This window comes from Streptomyces sp. NPDC058964, assembly GCF_042741275.1.
In the GTDB taxonomy this organism is placed as follows: Bacteria; Actinomycetota; Actinomycetes; order Streptomycetales; family Streptomycetaceae; genus Streptomyces.
This window is the reverse complement of the sequence record NZ_JBHYKH010000478.1, coordinates 1-7,009: the sequence shown is the minus strand read 5'-3', so window position 1 is coordinate 7,009 and position 7,009 is coordinate 1. Positions and strand designations below refer to the sequence as shown.

The 7,009-nt window shown below is 72.2% G+C and carries 6 protein-coding genes; 5 read left to right on the top strand and 1 reads right to left on the bottom strand.

Going from position 1 to position 7,009, the window contains the following annotated elements:
* From ACFW2E_RS37605 to ACFW2E_RS37595, 3 genes are all read left to right on the top strand, one after another.
* Nucleotides 1-2,616, top strand: a 2,616-nt coding sequence (locus tag ACFW2E_RS37605) for a Pls/PosA family non-ribosomal peptide synthetase (protein ID WP_384473770.1), incomplete at its 5' end; no start/stop codon positions are given.
* A gap of 83 nt (nt 2,617-2,699) precedes the next feature.
* Complete coding sequence (locus ACFW2E_RS37600) at nt 2,700-4,055, top strand: M1 family metallopeptidase (protein WP_384473767.1); 1,356 nt, start codon at nt 2,700-2,702, stop codon at nt 4,053-4,055.
* A gap of 56 nt (nt 4,056-4,111) precedes the next feature.
* Nucleotides 4,112-4,567, top strand: a complete 456-nt coding sequence (locus ACFW2E_RS37595; RefSeq protein WP_384473765.1) for a YchJ family protein — start codon at nt 4,112-4,114, stop codon at nt 4,565-4,567.
* 2 nt (nt 4,568-4,569) lie between these two features.
* Here the strand turns inward: ACFW2E_RS37595 and ACFW2E_RS37590 are convergent, their stop codons facing one another.
* Nucleotides 4,570-5,271 carry a FadR/GntR family transcriptional regulator gene (locus ACFW2E_RS37590; protein ID WP_384473762.1) on the bottom strand — a complete coding sequence of 234 codons (702 nt, stop codon included), beginning with the start codon at nt 5,269-5,271 and terminating at the stop codon, nt 4,570-4,572.
* 143 nt (nt 5,272-5,414) lie between these two features.
* Between ACFW2E_RS37590 and ACFW2E_RS37585 the strand changes: the two genes are divergently transcribed.
* Both ACFW2E_RS37585 and ACFW2E_RS37580 read left to right on the top strand, forming a co-directional pair.
* Entirely contained in the window at nt 5,415-5,933 is a 519-nt protein-coding gene (locus ACFW2E_RS37585) for a gluconokinase (protein WP_384473760.1), read from the top strand.
* 44 nt (nt 5,934-5,977) lie between these two features.
* Nucleotides 5,978-7,009: GntP family permease (locus ACFW2E_RS37580; protein WP_384473757.1), on the top strand; the 1,032-nt coding region annotated here is incomplete at its 3' end.

Genomic DNA, 7,009 nt, shown 5'->3' with positions numbered 1-7,009 from the left:
ATCGAGCTCGGTGAGGTGCACGCCGCCCGGCCGGCGCTCCGGGGTGTCGCGGGTGCGGCCCCCGCCGTGCGCCCCGCGCACGGCGGCAACCAGCTCCTGGTCGGGTACGTCGTCACACAGGACGGCTGGGACCAGGCGGCAGCGGTGGAGAGGCTCCGTGCGGAGCTGCCCGCCGCCCTGGTCCCGCTGCTCGCGCCGGTCGGTGAACTGCCGACGCGTACGTCCGGGAAGGTCGACCGCAACGCCCTGCCGTGGCCCCTGGAGGGGCTGGAGACCGGCGGAAAGGCGCAACGGCTCTACGGCACCGAGGCCTGGCTCGCCGAGCAGTGGGCGGAGGTCCTCGGTATCCCGGTGACCGGCGCCTGCGACGACTTCTTCGCGATCGGCGGCAGCAGCCTGGCCGCCGCCCAGCTCACCACCCGGCTGCGCACCCGCTACCCGAGCGCGGCCGTCCTCGACATCTACCAGCAGCCGACCCTGCGCAAGCTGGCCCGGCGCCTGGAGGCCTCGGCGCACGACGACGGCGCGCGACGGACGGTCGCGCCGGTTCCGGTCCGCGCCCAGCTCCTCCAGCTTCTCCTGCTCGTACCGCTGTTCACGCTGGCCGGACTGCGCTGGACGGTGGCTCTGGCGGCGGCGGGGAACCTGCTGCCGGCCTACTCCTGGCTGCCGACGGCCCCCTGGTGGCCGGTCGCGGCCGGCGCCCTGCTGTTCTTCACCCCGCCGGGACGCATCGCGCTCGCCGCGGGCGGGGCGCGGCTGCTGCTGCGGGGTCTCGAACCCGGCCGGTACCCGCGCGGCGGGAGCGTGCACCTGCGGTTGTGGACCGCCGAGCGGCTGGCCGAGCTCAGCGGGGCGACCTCGCTGACCGGTTCGTGGCTGGAGCGGTACGCGCGGGCTCTCGGCGCCAGGATCGGCCAGGACGTGGACCTGCACTCGCTGCCTCCGGTCACCGGCATGCTCAAGCTGGGACGCGGGGCCGCCGTGGAGTCCGAGGTCGACCTGTGCGGGTACTGGCTGGACGGGGACCGGCTGGAGATCGGGCCGGTGAAGGTGGGTGCGCACGCCGTCGTCGGGACCCGCAGCATGCTGTTCCCGGGCGCTCGGGTCGGCAAGCGGGCGGAGGTGGCTCCGGGGTCTGCCGTCACCGGGCAGATTCCCACCGGTCAGCGGTGGGCCGGCGCGCCCGCGGTCAAGCTCGGCAAGGCCAAGCGGAACTGGCCCAAGGAACGGCCGCAGCGGGGCACGTACTGGCGGGTGATGTACGGGGTGACGGGCGTCGCGCTCAGTGCCATGCCGCTGTCGGCGGGTGTGGCCGCGCTGCTGGTCGCCGGTGAGTTCGTGGCGCCCGGGGCCGGACTCGCGGGGGCCCTGCGGGGAGCCGCGCTCGCGCTCGTCCCGGCCACACTGGCCTTCGGGCTGGTGTACGCGCTGAAGATCCTGATCGCGGTGCGGCTGCTCAGCCTCGGGCTGCGCGAGGGCACGCACCCGACGCACAGCCGGATCGGCTGGCAGGCGTGGACGGTCACGCAGCTGATGGACCGGTCCCGGGAGACGCTGTTCCCGCTGTACGCGGGGCTGGTCACGCCGGTGTGGCTGCGGCTGCTCGGGATGCGGGTCGGGCGCGGTGCCGAGGTGTCCACGGTGCTCGCCCTGCCGAGCCTGACGACAGTCGGTGAGGGTGCCTTCCTGGCGGACGACACGCTGACGGCGCCGTACGAGCTGGGTGGCGGCTGGGTGCGGATCGGGCGCGCGGAGATCGGGCGGCGTGCGTTCCTCGGGAACTCCGGGATGACCGCGCCGGGGCGGAGCGTGCCGGACGGCGGTCTGGTGGGTGTGCTGTCGGCGACGCCCAAGAAGGCGAAGAAGGGCTCTTCGTACCTGGGGCTGCCGCCGGTGAAGCTGCCGCGCAGCGCGAGCGACGGCGACCGGAGCCGCACCTACGAGCCGCCGGCCCGGCTGCTGTGGGCGCGCGGGCTGGTGGAGCTGTGCCGGATGGTGCCGGTGCTCTGCTCGGCGGCGCTGGCCGTGCTGACGGTGGCGGCGCTGTGCGCGCTGGGGTCGTGGGCGCCGCTGGTGTCGGGGCCGGTGCTGCTCGTGGCCGGGGCGGCGGGCGGGCTCGTGTCCGTCGTGGCGAAGTGGCTGCTGGTGGGGCGGCACCGCAGCGGGGAGCATCCGCTGTGGAGTTCCTTCGTCTGGCGCAACGAGCTGGCGGACACGTTCGTCGAGGTCGTGGCCGTGCCGTGGCTGGCCGGGTCGGTGCCGGGTACGCCGCTGATGACGGTGTGGCTGCGGGGACTCGGCGCGCGCGTCGGCAGGGGGGTGTGGGTGGAGAGCTACTGGCTGCCGGAGACGGACCTGGTGACCCTGGAGGACGCCGTTTGCGTCAACCGCGGCTGTGTGCTCCAGACTCACCTCTTCCACGACCGGATCTTGCGGACGGATACTGTTGTCCTCCGTGAGGGTGCCACGCTGGGCCCTGGCGGGATCGTGCTGCCCGGCAGCACGGTCGGGGCCCGCACCACTCTGGGTCCCGCGTCGCTCGTCATGGCCGCGGAGTCCGTCCCGGACGACACTCGCTGGCTCGGCAACCCGATCGAGGCATGGCGTCCCTGAACGCGGGCCACTCGGCGAGGTGTGTCACGGGTGGTGCACCGGTGAGGCGGAGTGGCGGTACGGCGCAGGGAGCGGACGCGGCAGTGGCAGTTCAGCAGTCGGCGGGTTCGGACCCGTATTTCCCGGACCACGGTGATTCCCGGTTCCGGGTGCACCGCTACGAGCTCGCGCTGGACTACCGTCCGGGTCCGAACCGGCTCGCGGGCACGGCCCGGATCAACGCCATCGCGGGGCGGGCGGCGCTCGCCGAGTTCCAGCTCAACCTGACCGACTTCAAGATCGGCCGGGTGCGGGTGGACGGCAGGCAGCCGCACTACACCCTGCGCGGCGGCCGGCTGCGTATCCGCCCGGCGAAGCCGCTGCGGGCCGGGGCCGCGTTCACGGTAGAGGTGCACTGGTCGGGCAATCCCAAGCCGGTGCCCAGTCCCTGGGGCGGGCTCGGCTGGGAGGAGCTGGAGGACGGGGCGCTGGTGGCGAGCCAGCCGATCGGGGCGGCGTCCTGGTACCCGTGCAACAACCGGCCGGCCGACAAGGCGTCGTATCTGATCTCGGTCACCACGCCGTCGGCGTACTCGGTGGTCGCGGGCGGTCGCCTGCTGACCCGTACGACGAAGGCGTCGACGACCACCTGGGTGTACGAGCAGTCCGCGCCCACGTCGAGCTATCTGGTCGGGCTGGCGATCGGCAAGTACCAGACGGTGCTGCTGGGCGATCCGGGGCCGGGCGGCGTGCCGCAGCACGGGCACATCCCCGCGCATCTGCTTCCCGAGTTCTCCCGGGACTTCGCGCGGCAGCCCGCGATGATGGAGCTGTTCCAGGAGTTGTTCGGACCGTACCCGTTCGACGAGTACGCGGTCGCGGTGACCGAGGAGGAGCTCGATGTCCCGGTCGAGGCGCAGGGGTTGTCGCTGTTCGGCGCCAACCATGTGGACGGCGCCCGGGGTTCGGAGCGGCTGGTCGCGCACGAGCTGGCGCACCAGTGGTTCGGCAACAGCGTGTCCATCGCCGACTGGCGGCACATCTGGCTGAACGAGGGCTTCGCCAAGTACGCGGAGTGGCTGTGGTCGGAACGCTCGGGCGGCCGCAGTGCGCACCAACTGGCCGCGATCGCACACCGGTTGCTGTCCACGCTGCCGCAGGACCTGCGGCTGGCCGACCCGGGCCGCAAGTCGATGTTCGACGACCGGCTCTACGAGCGCGGCGGTCTGGCGCTGCACGCGGTGCGCTGCGCACTGGGCGACGAGGCGTTCTTCCTCATGCTGCGCAGCTGGGTGCGGCTGCACCGCAACGGGGTGGTGTCGACGCCGACGTTCACCGCGCACGTGTCCCGCTTCGCCGGTGAGCCACTGGACGCGCTGTTCGAGGCCTGGCTGCACCGGGGGCCACTGCCCCCGCTGCCGGCGCCTGCCGCAGCGGGGGGTGCGGCGGGCTCGGCCTGAGCTGGGGTGCGCTCCGACAGGAGTGCTGTCCCGAGAGGTGAGGTGCGGGGGGACACATGCGCCCGCGCGGACCTGCCGCTCGCCGTCGCGGCACAATAGGGGCCGTGTCCCGACGTAGTGCCCGCGCCGCGAAGCCCGCGCCCACCTGTCCCTGCGGCCTGCCCGAGCCGTACGAGAAGTGCTGCGGCCGGTATCACTCCGGTGCCGCGGTCGCGCCGACCGCCGAGGCGTTGATGCGGTCGCGGTACAGCGCCTTCGTGACGGGTGACGCGGGGTATCTGCTGCGGACGTGGCATCCGCGGACCCGGCCGACGGAGCTGGAGCTGGATCCGGGGATGCGGTGGACCGGGCTGGAGGTGCTCGGCACCGGTGAAGGGTCGGCCTTCCACACCACCGGAACCGTGACCTTCCGGGCCTCCTACCGGGGCGGCTCGCTGCTCGAGCGGAGCCGGTTCGAGCGGGTCGGCGGGGCGTGGGTGTACGTCGACGGGGACTTCCCGGACGACGAGTAGCGCTACGGCGCGAGGACGTCCAGTTCCTGGAGCGCGCCCACGGTGATCTCGCGCGTCAGCCGCTCGGCGCGGGCCGCGTCGCCCGCGCGTACCGCCTCGGCGACCTGGACGTGCAGGGTGACGGCGGCCGGGTCGGGGTCCTCGAACATGACCTCGTGATGGGTGCGGCCCGCGAGGACCTCGGCGACGACGTCGCCGAGCCGGGCGAACATCTCGTTGCCGGAGGCGGCGAGGACGACCCGGTGGAAGGCGATGTCGTGGACGAGGTACGCCTCGAGCTTGTGGCCGCGTGAGTTGGCCACCATGCCGAGCGCGCACTCGGTGAGCTCGGCGCACTGCTCCGCCGTGGCGTTCCTGGCGGCCAGGCCGGCCGCGACCGGCTCGATCGCCGAGCGCAGCACGGTCAGCGAGCGCAGTTGGTGCGGGCGGTCGGCGCCCGCCAGGCGCCAGCGGATGACCTGCGGGTCGTAGACGTTCCACTCGGCCTTGGGGCGGACCGTCACGCCCACGCGGCGGCGGGACTCGACCAGATGCATGGATTCGAGGACGCGCACCGCCTCGCGCATCACCGACCGCGACACCTCGAAATGCTGAGCCAGTTCGTCCGTGCGCAGGACACTGCCGGGCGGATACTCGCCTGCGGTGATCGCGGGGCCGAGGGTGTCCAGTACATGGCCGTGCAGACCTCGGCCCGGTGTGCTCATGCACTCAGCGTACAGAAAGGATCACGGAGTCAAAAAGTCAGACTTATACGTCACACACTCTTGAATTTGTCGTACCTAATGGGTTTCAGTGTGGCCGACGCCGGATGTCGGCGTCGCATGTCGAGGAAGACAGCGAGGCAGTGATGCGTACCCCCCACGTCGTCGCGGTGATGGGCGTCGCCGGCACCGGCAAGACCACGATCGGTCCTCTGCTCGCCGCGCGGCTGGGCGTTCCCTACGCCGAGGGCGACGAGTTCCACCCGCAGGCCAACATCGACAAGATGTCGGCCGGCATCCCGCTCGACGACGCGGACAGGTGGCCCTGGCTCGACGCCATCGGCACCTGGGCCGACGGGCGGCACGGGCTGGGCGGGGTGGTCAGCTGCTCCGCGCTGAAGCGGTCGTACCGCGACCGGCTCAGGGCGACGGCTCCCGGGATCGTGTTCCTGCACCTCACGGGCACCCGGGAACTCATCGAGGACCGGATGTCCCACCGGCGGGGACACTTCATGCCGGCGGCGCTCCTGGACTCCCAGTTCGCCACGCTCCAGCCGCTCCAGGCGGACGAGGCAGGGGTCTGCGTGGACGTCTCCGGGTCCCCGGAGGAAATCGCAGAGCGGGCCGTCCGGGCACTGGCCGCGCTTCCCGACACACCGCAGTAGATCTCGCAGCACCTTCCAAGTACCCGTATCTGCAAGGGAAACCCGTGACCAGACTCAGCGTCGAGATGCTGGCAGCGGACGCCGTCGAGCCCATCACCTCGGCCGGCCACGTCCAGCTGGGCATAGCCGTCCTGGCGGGCATCGCCGTCATCGTCCTGCTCATCACCAAGTTCAAGCTCCACGCCTTCCTGGCGCTGACCATCGGGTCGCTCGCGCTGGCCGCGTTCGCCGGGGCACCGCTCGACAAGGCGATCACCAGCTTCACCACAGGCCTCGGCACCACGGTCGCCGGCGTGGGCGTGCTGATCGCGCTCGGCGCGATCCTCGGCAAGCTGCTCGCCGACTCCGGCGGCGCCGACGAGATCGTCGACACGATCCTCGCCAGGGCGGGCGGCCGGGCGATGCCGTGGGCGATGGTGCTCATCGCCTCCCTGATCGGCCTGCCGCTGTTCTTCGAGGTCGGCATCGTGCTGCTGATCCCGGTGGTCCTGCTGGTCGCCAAGCGCGGCAACTACTCCCTGATGCGCATCGGCATCCCGGCGCTCGCGGGCCTGTCCGTGATGCACGGCCTGGTGCCCCCGCACCCCGGCCCGCTGGTCGCGATCGACGCGGTCCACGCCAACCTGGGCGTCACGCTCGCGCTCGGCGTGCTGATCGCGATACCGACGGTGATCGTCGCCGGTCCGCTGTTCTCGAAGGTCGCCGCACGCTGGGTCGACGTCCCGGCTCCGGAGCGCATGATCCCGCAGCGCCCCTCCGAGGAGCTGGAGAGGCGCCCCGGCTTCGGCGCCACGCTCGCCACCATCCTGCTGCCGGTCGTCCTGATGCTGTCCAAGGCACTGGTCGACATCGTGGTCGACGACCCCACGCACACCGTGCAGCGTGTCTTCGACGTCGCCGGCTCCCCGCTGATCGCCCTGCTCACGGCCGTGATCGTCGGTATGTTCACGCTGGGCCGGCCGGCCGGGTTCACCAAGGAGCGGATCTCGCACACGGTCGAGAAGGGACACGCCCCCCACGCGCGCAACCACCACAAACTCGCCCCGGGCGGGCGCGGGAAGAAAAAGAGAGTCTAC